Annotated in this window: 14 protein-coding genes; 9 read left to right on the forward strand and 5 right to left on the reverse strand. The window is 41.2% G+C overall.

Annotation, left to right across the window (positions count from 1 at the left end):
* Positions 1 to 3,598, forward strand: a 3,598-nt coding sequence (locus PSF16_RS11405; RefSeq protein WP_442959248.1) for a calcium-binding protein, incomplete at its 5' end; no start/stop codon positions are given.
* 76 nt (positions 3,599 to 3,674) lie between these two features.
* On the opposite strand, the gene PSF16_RS11410 is transcribed toward PSF16_RS11405, so the two are convergent.
* The 4 genes from PSF16_RS11410 to pncB all read right to left on the reverse strand — a co-directional run bounded on the left by PSF16_RS11410 (position 3,675) and on the right by pncB (position 9,804).
* On the reverse strand, positions 3,675 to 4,865 hold the full coding sequence (locus tag PSF16_RS11410) for an amino acid aminotransferase (protein WP_154631957.1): 1,191 nt from the start codon (positions 4,863 to 4,865) through the stop codon (positions 3,675 to 3,677).
* 384 nt (positions 4,866 to 5,249) lie between these two features.
* Entirely contained in the window at positions 5,250 to 6,383 is a 1,134-nt protein-coding gene (locus PSF16_RS11415; protein WP_272689270.1) for a porin, read from the reverse strand.
* A 570-nt stretch (positions 6,384 to 6,953) separates the two neighbouring features.
* Complete coding sequence (asnS, locus tag PSF16_RS11420; protein ID WP_006657833.1) at positions 6,954 to 8,354, reverse strand: asparagine--tRNA ligase; 1,401 nt, start codon at positions 8,352 to 8,354, stop codon at positions 6,954 to 6,956.
* A 235-nt stretch (positions 8,355 to 8,589) separates the two neighbouring features.
* Entirely contained in the window at positions 8,590 to 9,804 is a 1,215-nt protein-coding gene (pncB, locus tag PSF16_RS11425; protein ID WP_006657834.1) for a nicotinate phosphoribosyltransferase, read from the reverse strand.
* A 455-nt stretch (positions 9,805 to 10,259) separates the two neighbouring features.
* Here pncB and pepN point away from each other — a divergent pair, with 455 nt between their 5' ends.
* The 3 genes from pepN (at position 10,260) to PSF16_RS11440 (ending at position 15,017) form a co-directional block, all read left to right on the forward strand.
* A complete protein-coding gene (pepN, locus tag PSF16_RS11430; RefSeq protein WP_006657835.1) occupies positions 10,260 to 12,878 on the forward strand; it encodes an aminopeptidase N in 2,619 nt (872 codons plus the stop codon).
* Between the two features lie 282 nt (positions 12,879 to 13,160).
* Positions 13,161 to 14,171, forward strand: coding sequence for a quinone-dependent dihydroorotate dehydrogenase (pyrD, locus tag PSF16_RS11435; RefSeq protein ID WP_006657836.1), 1,011 nt, complete (start codon positions 13,161 to 13,163; stop codon positions 14,169 to 14,171).
* A gap of 300 nt (positions 14,172 to 14,471) precedes the next feature.
* Positions 14,472 to 15,017, forward strand: a complete 546-nt coding sequence (locus PSF16_RS11440; RefSeq protein ID WP_006657837.1) for a cell division protein ZapC — start codon at positions 14,472 to 14,474, stop codon at positions 15,015 to 15,017.
* Positions 15,018 to 15,215: 198 nt separating this feature from the next.
* On the opposite strand, the gene PSF16_RS11445 is transcribed toward PSF16_RS11440, so the two are convergent.
* Positions 15,216 to 16,337 (reverse strand): YcbX family protein, encoded by a 1,122-nt coding sequence (locus PSF16_RS11445; protein WP_179897134.1) that lies wholly within the window; start codon positions 16,335 to 16,337, stop codon positions 15,216 to 15,218.
* Positions 16,338 to 16,435: 98 nt separating this feature from the next.
* Here PSF16_RS11445 and rlmKL point away from each other — a divergent pair, with 98 nt between their 5' ends.
* From rlmKL to pqiC, 5 genes are read left to right on the forward strand one after another with little or no spacing between them, the layout of a single operon-like run.
* Positions 16,436 to 18,544, forward strand: coding sequence for a bifunctional 23S rRNA (guanine(2069)-N(7))-methyltransferase RlmK/23S rRNA (guanine(2445)-N(2))-methyltransferase RlmL (gene rlmKL, locus PSF16_RS11450; protein ID WP_006657839.1), 2,109 nt, complete (start codon positions 16,436 to 16,438; stop codon positions 18,542 to 18,544).
* A 12-nt stretch (positions 18,545 to 18,556) separates the two neighbouring features.
* The gene (locus PSF16_RS11455) at positions 18,557 to 20,464 is read left to right on the forward strand and encodes an ABC transporter ATP-binding protein (RefSeq protein ID WP_272689271.1); all 1,908 of its coding nucleotides are present in this window, start codon (positions 18,557 to 18,559) and stop codon (positions 20,462 to 20,464) included.
* 34 nt (positions 20,465 to 20,498) lie between these two features.
* The gene (gene pqiA / locus PSF16_RS11460; protein WP_036972618.1) at positions 20,499 to 21,773 is read left to right on the forward strand and encodes a membrane integrity-associated transporter subunit PqiA; all 1,275 of its coding nucleotides are present in this window, start codon (positions 20,499 to 20,501) and stop codon (positions 21,771 to 21,773) included.
* Complete coding sequence (gene pqiB, locus PSF16_RS11465) at positions 21,770 to 23,419, forward strand: intermembrane transport protein PqiB (RefSeq protein ID WP_006657842.1); 1,650 nt, start codon at positions 21,770 to 21,772, stop codon at positions 23,417 to 23,419. Before pqiA ends, pqiB begins: the two co-directional genes overlap by 4 nt.
* Complete coding sequence (gene pqiC / locus PSF16_RS11470) at positions 23,419 to 23,973, forward strand: membrane integrity-associated transporter subunit PqiC (protein ID WP_154631962.1); 555 nt, start codon at positions 23,419 to 23,421, stop codon at positions 23,971 to 23,973. Before pqiB ends, pqiC begins: the two co-directional genes overlap by 1 nt.
* Positions 23,974 to 24,226: the final 253 nt, after the last annotated feature.

Here is a 24,226-nt window from a genome sequence, read left to right on the forward strand (position 1 = left end):
GGATCGGGAATTAGAAGAAGGGATTCGAGGGGCTTTAGGTTTAGAGCCTACTTTACGCACGCAACAAGAGATGAATACCCAGTTGTATATCAATGCATTTAAAAAACAAAATTGGGAAATGGATCTTGCATTATTTGAGAGTAATATTTTAGCAGCAGGCTTTGATCATCATTTCGGTATTATTGAAAGTCCTGTATATGACGAGGAGCAAAAATACTATTTAGTCGATGGGCACGGAAACTATTTTCTGGGAACATTAGAAAATCGACGTCTAGGACCAGGAAATTATGGACCTCGATTTTCTAAAAAAGGTGCACCTTCTTTTACTGCAAACGAAATTGATTTTATTTTAGACAACAAAATCATTAGAAAAAGTGCATGGTTTAAAAATTTAAATCATGTGTATAACAGAATGGGGTTATCGACTCGTAAAGATTTCAAGCCTAAAAAAGAAGCTAAAGAGATAGTTGATATTAAACAAACAGGAACAAAAGCTACGCATGATAGTTATTCTTTAAATTCAGAATATAAAAATCCGTTATTTGAAGAATTTAAATCTCGCCATAAAATTTCAGAAGAACTCTTGACCTTACCAATACATTATCAGTTATCAAATTCTAGTGCCTCACAAATTAATTTTTATTCAAAGAAAACTGAATTTGGTGTGTTAGGGCAGCGGGTGTTTAGCGAAAATGAGCGGAAGGTTAGTGAAAATTTGGAGAGTGATATCCAAAAGATCGCATTATATTTGGATAATCCTCATAGTAGAGGAACGAGCTGGAATACAGCTAACGGTAATGATGTGATTATTGGTGCAAAAGCACGAAAAAATGCATTTCAGGTTTTATCTGGCGAAAAATATTTTGCAGGGGGAGATAAAGATGATCTGTTTTATCTGCAAGATAATAATTTAAGCGGATTAATGTCACGTAATAACACAATGCCAACTAAGTATCTTGATGGTCAAGGAGGGAAGGATACGCTGATTGTTGATTTATTACCTGATGCTCATCATGCTTATGTTAATTTAGAAAAAAATACACTGCATTATAAGCAAGAAGGAAACCATCCATTTATTTCTGTTGCTCATTTACAAAATATAGAAAATATTATCATCAGAGGAAATACCAATGATAGTTTACGTGGAGATGATAAGGATAATGTCCTTGATGGTGGATTAGGTAAAGATTTATTAGTCGGATATGGTGGTGATGATAAGCTTATTTTAACCCAAGGTGATGCTGTGGGAGGCGATGGCAATGATAGTTATCATATTCGCCGTTTTGAATGGATGCAGCATGTTAACGATCTCTACATCTCAGAGCAGTATTGGGAATGGAAAGAAAGAACCGTCAAAACTAAGCGTTATCTAAATCCTATCTATAAGAAAAATAGTAAAGAATATCAGGCTAAGGTGGCTATCAAAGAATCGAGTCGTTCACAAAGTCATGTGAGCATAGAATATTCTTTAGATGAAATAAAACAGGTTGAATTAAACGGTAATGATTTAATTCTGACCATCAAATTACCAAGTAGCACTGAGGATGGACATGATTTTACCAATATAAAAAGTTCAGTTTTAATTCAGTTAGAGAATGTTATTGATCCAAGCAGCGATTTAAAAAAACCTCACCATGTGTATCGAGTACAAACTCGAGATGGCTGGATGATGACGACGCAGATTGGTCAAAAAGAGCCAGAGCAATATTTCAGCCTCAGTTATATTCAAGAAGCTGACCAAGTCGCGACAACAGAAAGCAAATCAGTCGAAATAGATGAAACGGCTAATATCATTACAATAAATAAGCACCGAAAACATGTAGCACCTGAATGGGGATGGTTTTCACCAATAGGCCGTGCTGAACAATTAACCTATCGTGGTAATGATGAAAATAACTTTTTGCCTCTGGTTAAATTAGGGAATTATATTGAAGTCACTCGTGGGGTTGATATCTATCAAATTCTTACAGAAAAAGATGAATATGGTGAAATTACATTTGATTTCGCGAAGGTAAAAGATAGTTTCACAACTCATGATAAGGTGATTTTATTATTACCTACCGAGAATGGTTTTGCCCTATCGATGGATTCTGGAAAATTAAGTAATTTTGATAAAATCGGACAGAAAAAACGCACTATTCATTTTACAAATGTGGGAGATAATCTTTTTGAGGTGATTTTAATCCAAGGTAAATATAGTAATGTATTTAACGTGGATCTACAGAAAAATCATATTTCCCCAGTCAATCCAGTTATAAACAGTAGCGATCATGACGATCAAATTCTTTTACCTACGGGTTATATATCAGATAAGCATGTTATTGATGGTCAAAATGGTGACGATACCATTATCAATAAGAGCTTAAATAGCTATGTACTATTAGGTGGCGAAGGTGATGATAATATTAAAGCCACGGCGGGAAATAATGTCTTATATGGCGGAACAGGAAATAACTTTATTAGTGGTGGTGAGGGGGATGATTTACTGTTATCGGGTGAAGGAAACGATACTTTGATGGGCGAAGGGGGAGATGACCATTATATTATTGATGGTAACCACTCAGGCGCGGCTTATATTGAAGATAATCTTGGTAATAACCATATCCATTTAGTTAATTTTAAACGGCAAGCTATTGAAGGGGTCGAGCCCGACTATCAGGTCTATGTTTCATCATCAGGTAAAATTCTCAAGATTAAACAGCCAACGCAGGATAGCGGGGCTCGCTTTAATATTCATCATTATAACCAACTCGATAGTAACTCTATTTCATCGACGACGGTCAGTATGACTTCGTTGTCTTACTACTTATCTGAAAAACTCGATAAAGCAAAACATTCAGGGCAGCTAGCTATTTGGAAGCCAGTTAATGAGCTTGCTGATATGTTAAATGGCGTTCCTAAACCATTAAAACAAACCTTGGGAAATGATGGAATTGTATTATCCGAGAATGATGCGAGAGAGCATTGGCTTATTGATATGCTCGCTGGTAATGATGAGGTGATGGATATGTCACAACATGGTCGTGTGATTAAAGGTGGGAGTGGGAATGATAAGTTGATAACAACAGGTGGCGAAAATATCCTTTATGGTGGTCAAGGCGATGATATTTTATTGGCACAAGGTATGAGGCAGGATGTATTAATATCTTTAGATGGAAAGGACCATTTAGCGGGTGATAAAGGGGATGATATCTATATTGTGAGTGGTCATGGGCAAGGGGATGTCACTATCCATGATCTCGAAGGGTGTAATCAAGTGGTATTAGTTGATTTTTCGTCTACTGAAATAAGCTACAAAGAACTTTCAGCAACGCTTGCAGAAACGGTATATCAATCAAAGAGTGGAAGAAAAGTGACTATGCAACACAATAATCATACTGCCTCAATGACCAGTGTGATGCAGGTGAACTTTTTGAATGATTACAAGCAATTATCAAAACATAATGAGGAATCAACTCTTGATCGCTTGATACAGTTGTTGGCGGAGCAACGTATTGCTTATGAGGGAAGTACTGACCCTAATATTGGTAATGATAATGTCAGAAATAACTGGGGAGGCGTCCAAATGACAGAGCGTTTCCTGAGTCATTTGAAGTAATTCCTTTGGTATAAACAAAACAGCCAGTTAAGTTACTGGCTGTTTTTGTGAAGTATTTGGTTGTTTGAATAAATACTTATAGAACTTTCACGATGGCATCACACAGTGGCACCATGTTTTCCAGTGTTAAGCCTGCGACGTTAATACGACCAGAGCTAACAGCATAGATGCCAAATTCGCTCCGTAAACGCTCTACCTGCTCTTTTGTCAGTCCACTGAAGGAGAACATACCATTTTGGTTGATGATGAAGCTAAAGTCTTGTTTAGCGCCTTTCTCTTCCAATGTTTTTACCAGTAACTGACGCATACGTTTGATACGCTCGCGCATTGAAGTCAGTTCTTGGATCCACTCAGCTTTTAATGTTTCATCAGACAGGATAGTGGTCACGACTGCCGCGCCATGGGCTGGAGGGTTTGAGTAGTTAGCGCGGATCACAGCTTTTGCTTGGCTAAATGCACGTTCTGCGTTATCGCTATCTTTTGCGATGATGGTGCAAGCTCCGACACGCTCATTGTACAGACCAAAGTTTTTCGAGAATGAGCTAGCAACAATCATTTCAGGGTTGTTTTTGGTGAAAATACGTAAACCTTCCGCATCTTCATCTAAGCCTTTTGCAAAGCCTTGATAAGCAAAGTCAAATACAGGTAATAAGCCTTTTTCTGCGCACAGAGATGCTAGCTGAGTCCATTGTTCTGCTGTTGGGTCGATACCCGTTGGGTTATGACAGCAGCCGTGGAGAACAATCACATCACCTGCAACCGCGGATGACAGGCTGTTAAGCATACCGTCAAAATCCATACCGTGGTTGGCTGCATCGTAGTAATTGTAAGTCAGCACTTCTAAGCCAGCTGCTTCGAAAATATTCTTATGGTTAGGCCACGTTGGGTTGCTGATCCAAACACGCTTTGCGTTAGTTTGTTTAGCAATGAAATCGGCTGCGATACGCAGGGCGCCTGTGCCACCCGGAGCTTGTGCGGTACGAGCGCGTTTTGATGTGATGATTTCATGGTTATCACCAAACAGCAGTATTTGAGTGACACGACCAAACTCCGGCATTCCACTAATCGCGAGATAGTTTTTTGTATTTTCGTTTTCTAGCAGAAATTTCTCTGCTTTTTTGACCGTGTCCAGAACAGGGGTTTTACCCGATTCGTCTTTGTAGACACCGATACCGAGGTTGATTTTATTATCGCGAGGATCAGCACGGAAACTATCAGCAAGACCCAGGATAGGGTCTGCTGGGGCAGAAATGATTTTCTCAAACATATTGTCGATTCCAAAACTCTGTGGTTTAGCTGAAAAAGAGGTATAACGGAAAATGTCGAGTCACCAGAGTAACTTGGTAACAAGTTTTTGCCAATTGTTTTACCAAAAATTGGTGTGATCTTGTGAGCTAGATAGCCATTACATCAAATTTGACCAAAAATTGAGTATAAACCAGTGACTTTATCTAATTAATTGAATTTTTAGCGTATTCGATAGTTAAGATATTGCCCAAGAGGGCGACTAACTTGAAAGGAAAACCCGAGAAGGAACTTAGCGATGGGGATAGGAATAGGGAACGAAGTTCTGAGAATAAAAAAAGCAGCGCCGAAGCGCTGCCTTGCAAAAACATGATTTACTGCTTTCAGATTATCCGTTAACGGATAATTAGAATTGGTAAACTAAGCCCAGACCAACTACGTTGTCAGTCATGATGCCTTTAGCTTCAGTAAAGTCATTGTCTTTCAGCAGGTTGATTTTGTAATCAACAACTGCAGACATGTTTTTGTTGAAGTAGTAGTAAGAACCTACAGAGATGTATTTAACCAGATCTTCGTTACCGTAACCTTCGATGTCTTTACCTTTAGATTGGTTATAACCTAAAGATGGTTTCAGACCGAAGTCGAACAGGTACTGAGCCACTAATTCAACGTTTTGAGTTTTGTTAGCGATTTCGTGAGCTGAACCGAAGTGAGTGGTGTTCAGAGTTTCACCGTACATAGCTGCTAAGTAAACATTGTTAGCGTCGAATTTACCACCAACGTTCCATGCTTGAGCACGGTCACCGCGAGCAGCAGAGTTACCGTATTTTTGAGCTTCAGTACGAGCAGAGTTAGAGTAACCACCACCCAGAGTCACGCCCCAACCTAAGTCATAAGCGGTAGAGAAACCGTAGCCGTCACCGTTGTCTTTGTAACCATCTTTCCAAGATTCGTCACCAGAAGTAGGATCTGTTACAGTTTTAGAAGCACCTGATTTGTTAGAATCAGTGTTTTTACCTTGATATTGCAGAGCGAAGCTCAGACCATCAACATAACCGAACATGTTGTTATTACGGTAAGTTAACAGGTTACGGTTACGTGAAGTCATGAACGTGTCAGTTTGAGCCATTGTATCGCCACCCCAAAGTGGGAATACGTCGGTCCATGCGTTCGTGTCATAGATAACACCGTAGTTACGACCATAGTCTACAGAACCGAAATCTTTGAATTTCAGACCCGCGTAAGCTAAACGGTTTTTGTTATCGTTGTTGTTTTCGGTTTTGTTAGTCTTAGTTTCCCACTCGAAACGACCAAAACCAGTCAGTTGATCAGTGATTTGAGTATCACCTTTAACACCTAAACGAACACGTGAATCGTCGCCATCTTCGCCGCTTTCTGAGTTAGCGAAGTAATGACGTACGTCTACTTTACCGTAAACGTCTAATTTGTTGCCGTCTTTGTTGTAGACTTCAGCTGCGTTTGCTGCACCAGCAGCTAACAGAGCTGGGATAACCATTGCAAGAATATTGCGTTTCATCATTATTATTACCCTCATTGGTGTTATTCGGACACCTGCCACTGCCAAAAACAATTCGCAAAATTAATTGGAACTATTTATGAGAGATTAGTGTCGTCTTTAGTCGGCGTCCAGTGTTCCATTGGTAGATAAATTTATCTACCCCCAAAATGCTACAAAAACGAAGATTCTGAAACAAATGGTAACAGGGTGTTTCAAAATGTAAAAAATAGAGCAAAAAATAACCACTCATCCTACCAGATGAAAAAATTTTACAAAAAAGAGGGAACTTTTTTGAAAGACAAATTGAACTTTTTTCGAACGATGTCATTCATTGATGAGGGAAAAATGCACAAACAAATAAGAATGGTAGAGTACCTAAAGCAGATTATTCTTAGTCGGAATAAGAATCGTTAATAAAAAAGCAAAAAATAGGGCAATAAAAGAAAAATTGTGACACTGGTCTCAAATCAGCCGATCAATTGCAGACGGCTATCATTGAGGTGAAAATCATTTCTACTGAGATAAAATATCGGGTCAGCAGAGTGACCCGATATTGATAATCATATAAAGCCTGATAACGGGCGTTTGATATTAGAATGCTGCGTTTCTTGGCGTACGTGGGAACGGAATGACTTCACGTACGTTACTGACACCGGTTACATAAGCAATCAGGCGTTCAAAACCAAGACCGAAACCTGAATGCGGCACAGTGCCATAACGGCGCAGATCACGGTACCACCAGTAATCTTCTTTATTCATACCCATTTCTTCTAAACGTGCATCCAGTCTATCTAGACGTTCTTCACGCTGAGAACCACCGATGATTTCACCAATACCCGGCGCTAATACATCCATTGCGGCAACGGTTTTACCGTCTTCGTTAAGGCGCATATAGAAAGCTTTGATATCTTTCGGGTAGTTTTTCACAACAACAGGTGCTTTAAAGTGTTGCTCAGCTAAGTAACGTTCATGTTCAGAAGACATATCGACACCCCAGTAAACTGGGTTTTCGAATTTCTGACCACAGGTTTCGAGAATTTTGATTGCATCGGTATAGTCGACTTGCGCAAAATCAGAATTCACAAAACGTTCCAGACGGTTAATCACGTCTTTGTCTACGCGCTCTGCAAAGAATTCAAGGTCATCACGACGCTCAGTTAATGCCGCTTTGAATGCGTATTTCAGCATTTTTTCTGCAAGACCCGCGATGTCATCTAAGTTAGCAAATGCCACTTCAGGCTCTAACATCCAGAATTCAGCCAAGTGGCGGCTAGTGTTAGAGTTTTCTGCACGGAAAGTTGGACCAAAGGTGTAGATTTTGCTTAATGCTGTCGCATAAGCTTCACCGTTTAGCTGACCAGAAACTGTTAAGAACGCTTCGCGACCAAAGAAATCTTCGCTGAAGTCAACCTCACCTTTGTCATTACGCGGCAGGTTGTTGTAGTCCAGTGTGGAAACACGGAACATTTCACCCGCACCTTCGGTATCGGATGCGGTGATCAGCGGGGTAGATACCCAGAAGAAACCTTGTTCATCGAAGAAGCGATGCAGGGCTTGGGCTAAAGTATGGCGAACACGTGCAACAGCACCGATTAAGTTAGTGCGTGGACGCAAATGCGCAGCTTCACGTAAAAACTCAACACTGTGGCGTTTTGCTGCCATTGGGTAAGTGTCAGGATCTTCAACCCAACCAACGACTTTGATTGCCGTTGCTTGCAATTCAAAAGATTGCCCTTGACCTTGAGATTCGGTCACGACACCAGTGACTTCCACAGAGCAGCCAGTGGTTAAATGCAGGACTTCGTCATTATAATTAGATAAATTATTATTGATGATAGCCTGTAATGGGTTAAAGCATGAACCGTCATAAACGGCGAGGAAAGAAAAACCAGCTTTTGAATCTCTCCTTGTACGTACCCAGCCTTGAACGGTGACTTCTGAGCCCACCGCCACACGGCCTTGCAGTACATCGACTACAGGCGCAACGATCATAAAAATTACTCTCTTTTAAATAATATTAACGATATGAGATGACGAGTTTGTGTTGTTTGGGATTTGCTGCTTATGGGTTTACAAAGAAACGCGATATAAGAAGAAAAACCGTCATATGAAAAACCATTAACCCGACATCTTTTCCGAAATCCCATATTTCAGGGGTAATCTGCTATGTTACTTGCCATTTGGCAGGAAACAAGTAAAAAATCGCTATCGGGTTATTAATTTGGTTTTAGCAGGCTTTTTCCATTTTAGGAAGGTCAAAGGCTTTGCGCAGCTGATTAACAAATTCATCATCTTCACAAATCGTTTTTCCTGGGCTATCAGATAATTTAGCGACAGGTTTACCATTACATTCCACCAGCTTAATCACGATATTCATCGGCACAACATTTGGAATATTGCACGTCAGTCTTGTACCAATACCGAACACTAAATTCACGCGTTTATGGAAATAATGATACAGCTCTAAGGCTTTTTGTAAGTCTAAATTATCAGAGAACACCAGCGTTTTACTGAGCGGGTCAATGCCCAATTTCTGATAATGGGCAATGGCTTTCTCTCCCCATTCAATAGGGTCACCGGAATCATGACGCAGACCTTGATAGCGGTTCGCAAACTCGCGGTCAAAGTCACGTAAAAACGCATCCATGGTGATGCAATCCGTCAAAGCGATCCCTAAATGATTAGGGTATTCATCTAGCCAACTTTGTAAGGCTTCACGCTGGCTATTCGCTAGCTCAGGACTAATTTGTTGATGGGCTTGGAACCATTCATGGGCTTGTGTGCCGACAGGCATTAAGCCTAATTCACGAGCTAATTTATAGTTACTGGTACCCACTAAATAAGGAAACTCTTGTTTGAGCATGCCCACGATAGCGGCTTGCACATCATAGGAAAAGCGGCGACGAGTTCCGAAATCCATCAATTTAAATCCAGATAGATTCAATTGGCGTTCGTTAGCTTCCCGATAAAACAATTCCAGCAATTTACGCAGTTGGGTTACCGCATCATGAGGTGTGATGTTCGGGTGTCTATCGCGCTGGACAATTTCGCTAACAAGGGCAAGTAGCGGTACTTCCCACATAATCACTTCACGCCATGGACCGCTAATACGTATCGCTAGTTGACCATCTTCAGCGGTACTTACGGCGACTTGCTGTGGATTAAAGCGAAATGTTTTTAGCCACGAGAGGTAATCTTCGGTGAAAAAAGGCAGAGTACGCAAGTACTGATGCTCATCATCAGAAAGAGAAAGCTGTGCCATCAGTTGGATCTGTTGTTCAATCTCATTGGCATAGGCACCTAAAATATCACTGCTACGGCAACGAAATTCAGCGACAACGGGAACTTGGTTGTAGCGGTGAAAAACGGCTTGCTGCATGTGGAGCTTATAAGCATCGGTATCCAGCAGTGATGTAATAATCGGTGTTACGTCTAAATTCATGCGCGCAGAGTTCCTCGCGGAGCTGACTAATAGCTAAATCGTTAAAGTTGAAAAAGTATACCCGCTTTAACAAAAGATAGAAGTTTTATTCTATCTGTATGTTGTTGGGCGATAATTCAACTTTAATTCACCTAATTAACGGTTGAGTTAAATGTGCTCAACGTGATTTTTTTATCAACAGATCTTCATTTACTGTTCGGCAACATACCCAAAACAATAATCACCGAATGATACTAACATGTAAATTTAGATTTGATAGATCTATAGCACCAACAGGCAAACCGTTCGCCAACAAAGTTGGATACTAGATACATAGATTTGATAGGTAATAACAGAAAAACATCGTAATTTGTGATGAAAATGTTTCTTAAGTCGATTCACATTAGTTCATCTTATAGTATTGTATGTAGTAACAAGAGACTATGACACGGATATAACGAAGAAAAAGGTTACCTATGACTCAGTTAAGACAAGCGAAATATCGTCAAGATTATCAAGCACCTGATTATACGATTACAGAAATATCTCTTGATTTTGACCTTGATCCCGCCAAAACCACAGTGACCGCCATTAGCAAGGTAAAACGCCTTAATCCACAATCTTCCACCTTAGAATTATTTGGCGAAGATCTTAAACTCATTAGCCTTGAAGTGGATGGAAAAGCGTGGACAAATTATAAAGAAGAGTCCGGTAAACTGGTGATTGAATCGTTACCAGAAACGTTTACGCTAAGTATTGTTAATGAAATTAGCCCTGAAAAAAATAGTGCATTAGAAGGCTTATATGTTTCTGGTGAAGCTTTGTGTACTCAGTGCGAGGCTGAAGGTTTCCGCCACATTACTTATTACCAAGATCGCCCTGATGTTTTAGCGCGTTACACCACCAAAATTACAGCAGACAAATCCCGCTATCCTTATTTACTTTCTAACGGTAACCGTATCGCGGAAGGTGAACTGGATGATGGTCGCCATTGGGTAAAATGGGAAGACCCATTCCCGAAACCAAGTTACTTATTTGCATTGGTCGCAGGGGATTTTGATGTTTTACGCGATGAGTTTGTGACACGTACTGGTCGTAAAGTGGCATTAGAATTGTTTGTGGACAAAGGCAACTTAGACCGCGCGCCTTGGGCAATGAAATCCCTGCAAAATGCGATGAAATGGGATGAAGAACGTTTTGGTTTAGAGTATGACCTTGATATTTACATGATTGTTGCCGTTGATTTCTTCAACATGGGCGCAATGGAAAATAAAGGTCTGAACGTATTTAACTCGAAGTACGTTTTAGCAAAAAGCGAAACCGCCACCGATAAAGATTACCTGAATATTGAATCTGTGATTGGTCACGAATATTTCCATAACTGGACGGGTAACCGTATTACTTGCCGTGATTGGTTCCAATTAAGTTTGAAAGAAGGGCTGACGGTTTTCCGTGATCAGGAATTTAGCTCTGATTTAGGCTCACGTTCAGTTAACCGTATCAATAATGTCAAAGTGATGCGTGCGGCGCAGTTTGCGGAAGATGCAAGCCCGATGGCTCACCCGATCCGCCCTGAAAAAGTGATCGAAATGAACAACTTTTATACGCTGACAGTGTATGAAAAAGGATCTGAAGTCATCCGCATGATCCACACTTTGCTTGGAGAAGAGATGTTCCAAGCAGGGATCCAGTTGTATGTTCATCGCCATGATGGCAGCGCAGCAACGTGTGATGATTTCGTACAGGCAATGGAAGACGCATCGAATGTGGATTTATCCCTGTTCCGTCGCTGGTATAGTCAATCAGGAACGCCAGTTCTGACTGTGCGCGATGAATATTCTCAAGAGAAGCAACAATATACGCTACACGTTAGCCAAATGACGCCACCAACGGCCGACCAAGCAGAAAAACATCCATTGCATATTCCACTGGATATTGAGCTTTATGGGGAAGATGGTGCGGTGATCCCGCTTAAGCGCGATGGTAGCTTAGTAAATTCAGTCTTGAATATTACGCAAGAATCACAAAGCTTTGTGTTTGATAATGTGACTTCTCGTCCAGTGCCTTCTTTATTACGTGAGTTTTCTGCGCCGGTAAAATTGGATTATCCATACACGGATGCACAATTAGCATTTTTAATGCAGCATGCGAGCAATGAATTTTCTCGCTGGGATGCGGCGCAGCAACTGATTAATAACTACGCCAAAATTAATGTAGAAAAACTGCATAAAGGGGAAGCGCTGGTTCTGCCTGTGCATGTTGTGGATGCATTTCGCGCTGTATTGCTCAGCGAGAATATTGATCCAGCATTAGCGGCATTAATTTTAACGCTGCCTTCAGAAAATGAAATTGCAGAGTTATTTACCGTTATTGATCCTGTGGCAATCCATAACGCGATTGATTTTATCCACTCAACGCTAGCGAATGAAATGCATGATGAATTCTTAACGGTGTATCGTTCTATTCATATTGATGAATATCGTGTGGACCATGGCGATATCGCGCTGCGTTCACTGCGTAATACTTGCTTGCAATATTTAGCGGCAGCGGACGACCGTGATTTGGCGAATAAGCTGGTAGAAGCGCAATACCGCAGTGCGGATAATATGACGGATTCACTCGCGGCATTAACCGCTGCAAACGAAGCGGGCTTGCCATGTCATGCAACGCTTATGGCAGATTTTGACGATCGTTGGCACCATGATGGCTTGGTGATGGACAAATGGTTTACGCTGCAAGGTACCAATCCAGCTAAAAACACACTGGCAAAAGTCCGTGAATTATTAAATCATCGCTCATTTAGCATGACTAACCCGAACCGTGTGCGTGCATTAGTGGGTTCATTTACAGCGGGTAACCCAGTGAATTTCCATGCAGAAGATAGCAGCGGTTATCAATTCTTGTATGAAATTCTGGTGGATCTGAATACCCGTAATCCGCAAGTCGCATCGCGGCTGATCGAACCATTAATCCGCTTTAAGCGCTATGATGCGAAGCGCCAAGGATTAATGCGTGAGGTTCTGGAAAAACTGAAAGGGTTAGAAAATCTTTCTGGCGATCTTTTCGAGAAGATAACGAAAGCTCTCGAAAACTAATATATTGAATCGACTGTGATGTAAGCCCTTAGATTTTCGAGTCTAAGGGCTTTTTTATGGTAGAAGATCAAAACAATTAGCACTTTTAGTGATATTTTCATGGATTATTACCCCCTTGTTAGGGTAGCATATGTGCCGTTTTATCAAGCCGATCTCACTTCTATACTCACAAACCCTATTGGTAAAACAGGTTTGGGGGTATTTTTGCACGCGCTGAGTTTGAGTGTGTCGTGTAGAGAATGCGTATTCAATCGTACTTAGACAGAAAGTAGGTTAATAGCTATGTTATATCACCTTGCCCGAAAGGCACTGTTTCAGCTCGACCCTGAAAAGGCCCATGAATTAACGTTTCGTCAGCTTCAGCGTTTAAACCACTCTCCGCTTCAATTCCTTCTCCGTCAGTCTATTGCAACCAAACCCGTGACCTGTATGGGACTCTCCTTTAAAAATCCATTGGGCTTAGCCGCCGGACTCGATAAGAATGGCGAGTGCATTGATGCGTTTGGTGCAATGGGATTTGGGTTTGTTGAAATTGGTACCGTTACGCCGCGCCCTCAAGAGGGTAATGACAAGCCAAGATTATTCAGAGTTGTTGAAGCGGAAGGGATCATTAACCGCATGGGTTTCAACAACAAAGGCGTTGATAACCTCGTTGAGAATGTCAAAAAATCAACATACGGTGGGGTTATCGGCATCAATATCGGTAAGAATAAAGATACCCCAGTTGAACAAGGTAAAGACGATTATTTAATTTGCATGGACAAGGTGTACGCCCATGCAGGTTATATCGCTATCAATATTTCATCTCCTAACACCCCAGGTTTACGAACATTACAATATGGGGAAGCGCTGGATGATTTATTAAGTGGTATTAAAGAAAAACAATTGGCATTGCAGGCAATCCATCAAAAATATGTTCCAGTTGCCGTTAAAATTGCACCGGATTTAACAGAAGAAGAGATTGTGCAAGTCGCCGATAGTTTAGTAAGACATAATATTGATGGTGTTATTGCGACAAACACCACATTAGATCGTTCTTTAGTCCAAGGTTTGAATCATTGTAATGAAGCGGGTGGATTAAGTGGTCGTCCAGTACAATTAAAAAGTACCCAAGTGATTAAACTTATTTCTCGTGAATTAAATGGGAAATTACCAATTATTGGTGTGGGTGGAATTGATTCATTAACTGCGGCTAGAGAAAAAATGGAAGCAGGGGCATCATTAGTACAAATTTATTCTGGTTTTATTTACCACGGACCAAAATTAATAAAGGATATTGTTAATCACATCTAAAAAATGGTGATTAATTATACAAGGGGGTTTATTTATTCCCCCTTTTATCCTATATTAAGATTGAACATAAATTATACCCATTAAATGACAAGTTATACGTGTAGTTGTGCGTCATATAGTTTTCATTTATCTGATTAATTCGCTATTAAAAAGTCGACATTGAAGTTTACTCATATTGATCAGTCTGTCGTGTATCTTTATCTTTTAAGCTTTAGGGTATAATTGAGATATGTTTAAAGGGATCCTTATTAAGGATCCAAACAAAGCTTATTTGCTTATGACATCGCTAAAGGATCGTTTATGAATATTAAACCTGATGATCATTGGCGTTGGTTTTTTGATCGTGACCATGACAGAGTGATGTTAGATCTCGCCAACGGCATGATATTTCGGTCTTGTTTTCCAGCTAAAATGTTGACTGTTTCTGCATATAACGAAATGCCTTTTAGTATTGAGGATGCCGCAGAATTTTATTTATTTGATGAACAAGCGAAGAGATTAAATATTAGCTATGAAGAAAGGGCTGAGTTAGTCTTAAACAGCTTAGTTGCTTACCGCTTTTTAAAACCACAAATGCCGAAAAGCTGGTATTTCTCGAGTTTCCATTTTATGAGTACGCCAGTTCGTGGTCAGCTAATTCAAGTGTGCTTAGAGAATAGTCATATTTATTCAACCTTTATTATTGCGGAAGCAGGTGAATCGGCAAGCTTATGTTTATTAGCGGAGCCATCATTAGAATTACCGGATCGTACTTTGAGATTTTGCGATCCAATTAAGATCATGAATGATCGCATGATGCATTATCAATCTCGGACTAAGCGTTTATTATATGGAAATGTCATCTAATTGATCGGTTATGATCATATTCGTATTTTGATTGTTTTTTATGCGAAATAAACCTTTTCATACTGAATAAATAAAATGAGAAAAGTACGCATGATAAAATTCATACGATAAATATGGCTGAATAATATGAGAAGAATTTATCTTTAATTAAGAGCCTCAACTAAAAAATTATTTTCTTAGTTGAGGTTTTGCTTTTATTTAGTTGGCTTGCTTGAAGGCAAGTTTAAGTGCCGTTTTTGGAATACAGCTACACGCTAAAATATCCCCGTTTTCTTTAATAGCGCTTTGCTTCAACGGTATTACCTCTCCTTCAATGAGCGATATTTGGCAACGACCACAAATGCCCGCACGGCATGAATAAGGGATAGAAAGCCCATGAGATTCAAGTTGTTCAAGAATCACATGCTCAGTATTTCCTGCATATTCAGTCTCTTCAAACACTAAACTTACTGCTTTTAGGGCTGGCTTAGTAGTAGGAGCTACCGGCGTTTCTCTATCACGTAATGGATACTGTTTTGGTGACTTAGTGTCTAAAACAGTGAGCGTGTCACCAACACGGATAATTCCTGTATTTTCAATCAAGGCATTTTGCCCAAAATCGACATCGCCAGAGTCATCCATTCGAAAGGTTTGCAGCGTAGCAAGTGGCTCTGCATGAGGATGTTTAATCCCTTTTTCTGGACTGACGGTGGTCAAAATGCAACGGCTACAGGGTTTATCTAATGTAAAAATGACATCGCCAATTTGAATGCGCTTCCAACTGTCTTCTTCGAATGGTTTGGCGCCAGTGATGATCAAATTACCGCGAAATTGTTCAAGTTTCACGCTAGCGGGGCAGCGACGTTGTAGCTCTTGTACAGAAGCTTCATTAATTAATAAAAATGGGTAGCCATCCGCGAAAGATAAAGGAACATCATGGTGTTTTTTGACTCGGCGAGATAATTCAGGACTTAGCCATCTCAGTTGGACGGGTTCGTCAAAAAAAGTGCTTAACCAATTATTTATCTCATCAGGTGCAATAAGAGCATGAAAATGATTGCCCCAAACTTCTGTAGGACTCTGTTTCTCATTAAAGTCCTGATACAATACGGTAGCGCTTTCACCATTAGGTGCTTTGAGATAAAGCCCATTATTGAGCATAGCCGGGGTAAATAATAACATCTGCGGATATTTACGCGCAGTGATAAACTTACCTTCTAATGTGGTGACCATAAAGTTACGATCAAACGTCAATCCGCTGATATCAGCGTAACCATGAGATAGACGAATGCCCCTCATTGACTTGACTGGGTGTGTATACAGGCGCGAAAGCGTAATCATTTTTTAATCCTATAATTGTTGTGCAGCAACTTTATGACAAGTGCATGAGATTAGCTATAATGCGCAACAATTTTTCATCGAAATCGGTAATAAATACTATGAATTTTCTGTTTGCCAGCACAGCTCGAGGCCTGGAAGAACTACTGAAAACTGAATTGGAAGCGCTAGGCGCTAGCCAGTGCAAAGTGGCACAAGGGGGCGTCTATTTTCAGGCTGATGACCGTGTGATGTATCAAAGTCTGCTATGGAGTCGACTGGCATCTCGTATTTTATTACCGCTGAATGATTTTGATGTCTATAGTGATCTTGATTTATATCTGGGTGTTCAAGCGATTGATTGGTCTGAAATCTTCGATGTGAATGATACATTTGTAGTGCATTTCACGGGAACCAACGAAGAAATCCGTAATAGCCAATACGGTGCATTAAAAGTAAAAGATGCCATCGTTGACAGCTTTGTGCGTAAGTTGGACCAACGCCCTGATGTGGCTCGCCAAGAAGCCGATATTCGCATTAACGTTTATCTGAACAAAGAACGCGCGAGTGTTGCACTCGACTTGAGTGGCGATTCACTGCATATTCGTGGCTATCGTGATTTAGCCGGACAAGCCCCATTAAAAGAGACGTTAGCCGCCGCTATTATTAGTCGTTCCGGTTGGCAGAAAAATACCCCAATGGTCGACCCAATGTGTGGTTCGGGTACATTATTAATTGAAGCGGCAATGATTGCTGCAGATAGAGCGCCAGGTTTATACCGTCAGCATTGGGGATTTAATGCATGGTTGAAGCACAATCCTGAATTATGGCGTGAAGTGGTCACTGAAGCGCAAGTTCGTTTTCGTCAAGGTTTAAAAGACACGACTTCACGTTTTTATGGTTTTGATATCGATAAACGTGTGCTGGATATGGCGCGAGCGAATGCCCGTCGAGCAGGGTTACAAGATTTGATCACCTTTAATCATGGTGATGCCGCTGCATTGGAAAACCCAGTCAAAACCGATATCAAGGGCACTATTATTAGCAACCCGCCATACGGCGAACGTTTGGAAAGTGAGCCAGCATTAATCGCATTACATAGCCAATTCGGGCGGGTGGTTAAAGCACGTTTCCCTGGTTGGCGTTTATCTATTTTCAGCGCATCTCCTGAATTATTAAGCTGCTTACAATTACGTTCTGAACGTGAATTTAAAGCCAAAAATGGTCCATTGGACTGTGTACAGAAAAACTACCAATTAGCAGAAACTCCGTCAGAAACGGTGGCTGAGATTTCTCCTGATTTTGCTAACCGCTTGCGTAAGAATCAGAAAAAACTGGCAAAATGGGCGAAACAGCAGGGCGTGGATTGCTACCGTTTGTATGATGCAGATTTACCGGAATACAATGTGGCAGTGGATATCTACGGTGAGAAAGTTGTCGTCCAAGAATATGCACCACCAAAAACTGTTGATGAGCGCAAAGCGCGTCAGCGCTTATTTGATGTGATCACCGCGACGATGAACGTTCTTGGGTTGACCTCAAATCAATTAGTATTGAAAACCCGTCAGCGTCAAAAAGGTAAACAGCAGTACGAAAAATTAGCGCAAAAAGATGATTTCTTCTTAGTGCAGGAATATAACGCTAAATTGTTAGTGAATTTAACTGACTACCTAGATACAGGGTTATTCCTCGACCACCGTATTGCCCGCCGCATGTTAGGTGAAATGAGCCGTGGTAAGGATTTCTTAAATCTATTTTGTTATACCGGCACTGCGACTGTTCATGCGGGTCTGGGTGGCGCTAAGAGCACCACGTCTGTTGACATGTCTCGTACCTATTTAGAATGGGCAGAGAAAAACTTACAAGCAAACCAACTTACCGGTCGTCAACACCGCTTAATGCAAGCAGATTGCTTAAACTGGTTAGCTAATGCCGATGAGCAATTTGACTTAATTTTCATCGACCCACCGACGTTCTCAAACTCAAAACGTATGGATGGGACATTTGATGTTCAACGTGACCATGTGCAGCTGATTACACATCTGAAACGCATGCTGCGTCGTGGTGGAACAGTGATGTTCTCGAACAATAAGCGTGGATTCAAAATGGATCTTGAAGCACTGACTGAGCTTGGCTTAAAAGCACAAGAAATTACTGCTAAGACACTGTCAGAAGATTTCGCACGTAACCGTCAAATTCACAACTGCTGGTTGATTAGCCACGCAGAGTAAGGAATAGAATTAATGGCTTTAATTAATTTATCGGGCGCATATCTCGCGTTTAGTGATGCGCCGCTGTTAGACAACACTGAAATTCATATCGAAGACAATGAACGCGTCTGCCTTGTTGGACGAAACGGGGCAGGAAAATCGACCCTGATGCGTGTATTGACGAAAGAGCAACCGCTTGATGATGGCTCACTCACTTATGAACAAGATTTAATTGTTGCACGTTTACAGCAAGATCCTCCGCGTAACGTAGAGGGCACAATTTTTGACTTTGTGGCTGAAGGCGTAGCCGAACAAGCGCAATATTTAAAAGATTATCACCATGTTGCTAAGCTGGTGGAGTCTGACCCAAGCGAGAAAAATTTAAATAAACTCGCGGATTTACAAGAGGTTCTGGATAACTTAAACCTCTGGTTACTAGACTCGCGCATTAATGATGTTCTGAAAAAACTGGGATTACCAGCTGATGCAGAGTTATCTTCACTATCCGGTGGTTGGTTACGTAAAGCAGCATTAGGGCGCGCACTAGTAAGTAACCCGCGCGTACTGTTTTTAGATGAGCCGACAAACCACTTGGATATTGAAACTATTTTGTGGTTAGAAACCTTTTTGAAAGATTTCCAAGGCAGCATTGTCTTTATTTCCCATGACCGTTCTTTCATTCGTAATATGGCAACCCGTATTATCGATTTAGACCGTGGTCAGCTCGCTTCTTGGCCAGGTAATTATGATGATTATCTAATCAATAAAGAAGAAGCGCTACGTGTTGAAGAGATGCAAAACGCGGAATTCGATCGCAAATTAGCGCAGGAAGAAGCGTGGATCCGCCAAGGGATCAAAGCGCGCCGTACTCGTAACGAAGGGCGTGTTCGCACGCTGAAAGCATTGCGCGTGGAACGTTCAGAGCGTCGTGAAGTGATGGGCACTGCTCGTATGCAAGTGGGCGAAGCTGCGCGTTCCGGTAAAATTGTATTTGAGTTAGAAAACGTTAATTATCAAGTTGATAATAAAGTTTTAGTGAAGGATTTTTCTGCGCAAGTGATGCGTGGCGATAAAATTGCATTGGTGGGACCTAACGGTTGTGGTAAAACCACACTGTTACGTTTAATGCTGGGTGATTTGCAAGCAGATAGTGGACGCGTTCACTGTGGGACTAAACTTGAAGTTGCCTATTTTGACCAGCACCGTGCAGCACTTGACCCAGATAAAACCGTGATGGATAACCTTGCGGAAGGTAAGCAAGAGGTCATGGTTAATGGTAAACCTCGTCATGTATTAGGTTACCTGCAAGACTTTATGTTCCCGCCAAAACGTGCGATGACGCCTGTAAGAGCGTTATCCGGTGGTGAGCGTAACCGCTTATTATTAGCACGTTTATTCTTAAAGCCAAGTAACTTGCTGATCCTTGATGAACCAACCAACGACCTTGATGTTGAAACATTGGAGTTACTGGAAGAGCTGGTGGATGGGTATCAAGGTACCGTTTTATTAGTTAGCCATGATAGAGAATTCGTGGATAACAGCGTAACAGAGTGCTGGATTTTCGAAGGTAATGGCGAAATTAACCGCTTTGTAGGTGGCTATAAAGATGCTCAGCAGCAAAGAGCACAAACGGTACGTCTGAAATCGGAGCAAACCAGTAAAGTAGCTGCGCCAGAAAAAGAGGCTAAACCAAAAGAAGCCCCTAAACGTGTGAATAAACTTAGCTATAATTTATTACGTGAGTTAGAGCAATTACCAGCAAAATTAGAGCAACTTGAAGGGGAAATTGAAGTTCTTCAAGCAAAAATTGGCGATGCAGATTTCTTTAATCAGCCACATGATGTGACTGAAAGCACACTAACTGCACTTGCCGCTAAAGAACAAGAGTTAGAACAAGCGTTTGATCGTTGGCAGGAGCTAGAGCTGTTGAAAAACGGTTGATATGACGGTTTAAATCAAAAGGAGAGAAAACACTTTGTGTTCTCATGAGCCCCATGAACATGTGCTCTGTCCACAGTGCGACATGATGGTTGCTGTTCCTGAATTGGAACAAGGTAGTAAAGCCACATGTCCGCGTTGTGAAACAACACTCATATCCAAATGGCGTTATCCTTACAGGCAACCCGCAGCATATGCATTTAGTGCATTGATTATGCTGACTATTGCCTGTCTTTTCCCATTTGTAAAAATGAGTGCGGCAGGCATTGAAAATGAAATCTCCATGTTTCAAATCATCGAGATTATTATGGGGACGCGTTACAGCGGCTTAGCGCTGTTTTTTCTCCTCTTTTCTCTGATCATTCCTGCATTTTGTATGGTAACAATCATCCTACTTGGGCTGCGGGTTCACCTTCATAAATCAATTAAAATACTGATTACTCGAATTCTTTTTCAGATGAAATCGTGGTGCATGGCGGAAATTTTTCTCGCTGGAGTGCTAGTGAGTTTCGTGAAATTGATTGCGTATGGTGAAATTGGCATTGGGATGAGTTTTCTTCCTTATTGTGCGTTCTGTATGATGCAAGTGCGTGCATTCCAATGTTTGGATCGTCATTGGTTATGGAACAAAATTGAAGACGCTCCTAAGATAAATAAGCCTTTGATTGTTGGGCAAACAGGAATTAGCCAAAATGTACGCTTGTGTTTAGTTTGTACGGCGATTTTGCCAGCAGAACAACATGAATGCCCACGTTGCCACTCTTATGGCAGTGTACGTAAAAAGCAGAGTTTACAGTGGACGCTAGCGTTACTGTTAACATCAATTATGCTTTATATTCCTGCAAACGTTTTGCCAGTGATGACCACTAATGCGTTAGGTAGTGGGCTACCGTCTACGATCATGGATGGTGTCATTCTTCTTTGGGAAGATGGTTCGTTCCCCGTTGCTATGATTATTTTTATTGCCAGTATTATGGTTCCTACTCTGAAAATGATTGGCATAGCATGGCTATGTCTTGACTCTCAAGGTTTTGGAAACCGTGATCCACATAGAATGCATTTTATTTATGAGCTGGTGGAGTACGTTGGCCGCTGGTCAATGATTGACGTGTTTGTGATTACCATTTTGACTGCATTGGTTCAAATGGGGCAATTAATGAACATCGTCCCCGCACAGGGAGTTATTTTCTTTGGCGTGGTAGTGATTTTAACGATGTTTGCCGCAATGACATTTGATCCTCGTTTAACATGGGATCGTTGTAACAAGAGAGATGCAGTTAAGGCTGTTGAACAAGAAGGAGCCGCAGGGTGACAGAGCAAGAAACACCACAGGCCAACGCTAAAGTGAGTAAGTTAAAAAGCTGGTCACCGGTTTGGGTGATCCCGATTGTAACTTTACTCATCGGTGCTTGGATCATGTTTTACCATTTTAGTCATCAAGGCCCAGAAGTGACGTTAATCACTTACAGCGCTGAAGGGGTTGAAGCGGGTAAAACTAAAATTAAAAGTCGTAGTGTAGATATTGGGGTCGTTGAAAGCGTCACTTTGGATTCTAATTTTAGTCGAGTGATCATCAAAGCGCGTTTAAACCCAGATATGGAAGATTTACTACGCTCAGATTCTGCCTTTTGGATTGTTAAGCCAACCATTGGTCGTGATGGTGTGACTGGGTTAGGCACTCTGCTGTCAGGGGCTTATATCGAACTGCAACCTGGTCTAGCGGCAAAAGAGCATTTCGAATTTACACTATTAGATACGCCACCTTTGGCGTCCCCTGATGCTAAAGGTAAGCGAATTATTTTAACCAGTGATAAAGCGGGACAGCTTAATGCAGGGGATCCCGTTTTATTCCGCGGGTATCGCGTCGGATCTGTCGAAACGAGTAATTTCGATATGGACCAACGTGATATGCGTTATCAACTGTTTATCAATGCACCTTATGACAAGCTAGTCAGCAGTAATGTGCGTTTCTGGAAAGACAGCGGTATTGCGTTTGATATGTCTTCCCAAGGGGTACATGTATCAATGGGCTCAGTCGCGACATTGTTGACTGGTGGTGTGAGTTTTGATGTGCCAGAAGGGTGGGTTCCTGGGGAAGCTGTGAAAGAGAATGCACAGTTCAAACTATTTGATACTCAATCAAGTATCCAGGACTCGTTATATACCACATACCAAGACTTTGTACTGTTTTTCTCAGACTCTGTCCGTGGATTACAGCCTGGAGCCCCAGTAGAATTCCGTGGGATTCGTTTAGGGACTGTGGCGCAGGTGCCATTTTATACAGCGGGACTAGACCAGTCTTTGGATAATAATTTCCGTATTCCAGTGCTGATCCATATCGAACCAGAGCGTTTTTCTAAAGATGTCGGTAAAGACTTTAACCTGAAAAATGAATTGAATCTGGCGATGAAAAATGGGCTAAGAGCTTCATTAAAATCCGGTAATTTATTAACGGGTGCTTTATATATTGACCTCGACTTTATTCCGGATGTGCCTGAATATAAAGGTCCTTATGTGATTGCAGGTTATAAAATTATTCCAACGCACAGTGGTGGCTTAGCGCAGATCCAACAAAAAGTGATTGCGGTACTTGATAAAATCAACAATATGCCAATTGAGCCTATGTTGAAACAAACCACTCAGACCTTAGCTGAAGGTCAAAAATTGGTTCAAGAAGCGAATGTGATGTTCACGCAACTGAATAAGCTGATGTCGAGTAAAGAATTCCAAAGCCTGCCGACAGATATGCAAAAATCACTGAAAGAGATTAACAAAACAATGCAGGGTTTCCAGCCGGGCTCCCCAGCCTATAACAAGATGGTTGATGATATGCAGCGTTTAGATCAGGTACTTCGTGAAGTCCAACCGCTATTGCGTACGCTGAATAATAAGAGCAATGCATTAGTGTTTGAAGCTGAGCCGACTAAGGACGTAGTGCCTAAAGGAGTGAAAAAATAATGAAATATCTATTAGCAATAGGTGTTTTTCTACTGGCGGCTTGTAGCAGTAGCCCAGATAAAGTGTACTATCAATTACCGATGAAAGCGCCAGAAGTGCAATCAGCAACAGTGATGGGTAAAGGTCAGGTCTGGCTCCAACGCATTACGTTGGCAGATGTACTGACATCGAATGGGATCACTTATCAAACATCAGATGTGGCTTACTCAAATGCCAGCGCGCATTTATGGGCAAGTCCGCTAGAACAGCAATTAGGGCAATCGATGGTGCGTGAGCTCTCTTCAACGTTGCCTGATAGGTTTATCTCATTACAGCCATTGCAAAGCTCACCTGAGACGCTAGATATTACGTTGACAGCGTTCAATGGTCGTTATGATGGAAAAGTCTTAGTTCAGGGTTTTTGGACGCTGATGCGAGGTGACAACGTCATTCGCCGTAACTTTGACATTCAATTAGAGCAGCAAGAAGATGGTTATCCTGAATTAGTCAGAACACTGGCGAGTGGTTGGCAGAAAGTGGCAGTGGATATAGCTCAAGAGATCAATAAGCCATAATTTGAATACTATTTTACCGTGAAATGAATGCACTACAGTAAAACGTAGTGCATTTTTTTTGTTACTTTACAAATAAAAATAACCGACATTGAATCTCGTATTCCATTGATAAATAACAATTTAATTTTTAATTGTTTGAATATCAGTGCTTGTGATTATCTCTAAATGTAGGTCACATTTATCATAATTATGACAATAATATGAAATTCTTTACTTGCATTTCTTATGGGTGGGCGCTATTTGTATAGTGTAC

It is taken from the genome of Providencia sp. PROV033, assembly GCF_028484855.1.
GTDB classification, from domain to species: domain Bacteria; phylum Pseudomonadota; class Gammaproteobacteria; order Enterobacterales; family Enterobacteriaceae; genus Providencia; species Providencia alcalifaciens.

Bases quoted from the DNA above. Each gene is read 5' to 3' on its own strand.
- pyrD (WP_006657836.1), top strand. From the start codon at position 13,161: ATGTTATATCACCTTGCCCGAAAGGCACTGTTTCAGCTCGACCCTGAA.
- pepN (WP_006657835.1), top strand. From the start codon at position 10,260: ATGACTCAGTTAAGACAAGCGAAATATCGTCAAGATTATCAAGCACCT.
- PSF16_RS11455 (WP_272689271.1), top strand. From the start codon at position 18,557: ATGGCTTTAATTAATTTATCGGGCGCATATCTCGCGTTTAGTGATGCG.
- pqiC (WP_154631962.1), top strand. From the start codon at position 23,419: ATGAAATATCTATTAGCAATAGGTGTTTTTCTACTGGCGGCTTGTAGC.
- PSF16_RS11410 (WP_154631957.1), bottom strand. From the start codon at position 4,865: ATGTTTGAGAAAATCATTTCTGCCCCAGCAGACCCTATCCTGGGTCTT.
- PSF16_RS11440 (WP_006657837.1), top strand. From the start codon at position 14,472: ATGAATATTAAACCTGATGATCATTGGCGTTGGTTTTTTGATCGTGAC.
- asnS (WP_006657833.1), bottom strand. From the start codon at position 8,354: ATGATCGTTGCGCCTGTAGTCGATGTACTGCAAGGCCGTGTGGCGGTG.
- PSF16_RS11415 (WP_272689270.1), bottom strand. From the start codon at position 6,383: ATGATGAAACGCAATATTCTTGCAATGGTTATCCCAGCTCTGTTAGCT.
- pncB (WP_006657834.1), bottom strand. From the start codon at position 9,804: ATGAATTTAGACGTAACACCGATTATTACATCACTGCTGGATACCGAT.
- rlmKL (WP_006657839.1), top strand. From the start codon at position 16,436: ATGAATTTTCTGTTTGCCAGCACAGCTCGAGGCCTGGAAGAACTACTG.
- PSF16_RS11445 (WP_179897134.1), bottom strand. From the start codon at position 16,337: ATGATTACGCTTTCGCGCCTGTATACACACCCAGTCAAGTCAATGAGG.